The sequence below is a fragment of the Rugamonas sp. FW305-51 genome, from assembly GCF_058786935.1.
In genome coordinates this window covers 1-1,198 of sequence record NZ_JBYSZG010000117.1, presented here as the reverse complement: position 1 = coordinate 1,198, position 1,198 = coordinate 1, and the positions used below count along the sequence as shown (strand labels likewise).

Annotated in this window: 1 rRNA gene; it reads right to left on the bottom strand. The window is 50.3% G+C overall.

Annotation, left to right across the window (positions count from 1 at the left end):
• Positions 1-1,198, bottom strand: a 23S ribosomal RNA gene (locus tag AC3WOS_RS28530); the annotation flags it as partial.

Genomic DNA, 1,198 nt, shown 5'->3' with positions numbered 1-1,198 from the left:
GGGCTTACGGCGTGGGGGCTTTTCACCCCCATTATCGCTACTCATGTCAGCATTCGCACTTCTGATACCTCCAGCAGTCTTTACAAACCACCTTCGCAGGCTTACAGAACGCTCTCCTACCATATGCTTACGCATATCCGCAGCTTCGGTGACTGGCTTAGCCCCGTTACATCTTCCGCGCAGGACGACTCGATCAGTGAGCTATTACGCTTTCTTTAAATGATGGCTGCTTCTAAGCCAACATCCTGACTGTTTTAGCCTTCCCACTTCGTTTTCCACTTAGCCAATCTTTGGGACCTTAGCTGGCGGTCTGGGTTGTTTCCCTCTTGACGCCGGACGTTAGCACCCGACGTCTGTCTCCCAAGCTCGCACTCATCGGTATTCGGAGTTTGCAATGGTTTGGTAAGTCGCGATGACCCCCTAGCCATAACAGTGCTCTACCCCCGATGGTGATACTTGAGGCACTACCTAAATAGTTTTCGGAGAGAACCAGCTATTTCCAAGTTTGTTTAGCCTTTCACCCCTACCCACAGCTCATCCCCTAATTTTTCAACATTAGTGGGTTCGGACCTCCAGTGCGTGTTACCGCACCTTCATCCTGGCCATGAGTAGATCACTTGGTTTCGGGTCTACACCCAGCGACTGAACGCCCTATTCGGACTCGATTTCTCTACGGCTTCCCGATCTGGTTAACCTTGCCACTGAATGTAAGTCGCTGACCCATTATACAAAAGGTACGCAGTCACGGAACAAGTCCGCTCCTACTGTTTGTATGCACACGGTTTCAGGATCTATTTCACTCCCCTCCCGGGGTTCTTTTCGCCTTTCCCTCACGGTACTGGTTCACTATCGGTCGATTACGAGTATTTAGCCTTGGAGGATGGTCCCCCCATATTCAGACAGGATTTCTCGTGTCCCGCCCTACTTGTCGTACGCTTAGTTCCACACATCGCATTTCGAATACGGGGCTATCACCCGCTATGGCTCCTATTTCCAGAGGATTCTTCTATGCGTCATGCTAAAACGTACAAGGCTCATCCCATTTCGCTCGCCACTACTTTGGGAATCTCGGTTGATTTCTTTTCCTGCAGCTACTTAGATGTTTCAGTTCGCCGCGTTCGCTTTGCATACCTATGTATTCAGTATGCAATGACCTGTAAAGGCCGGGTTTCCCCATTCGGAAATCTGCGGATCAAAG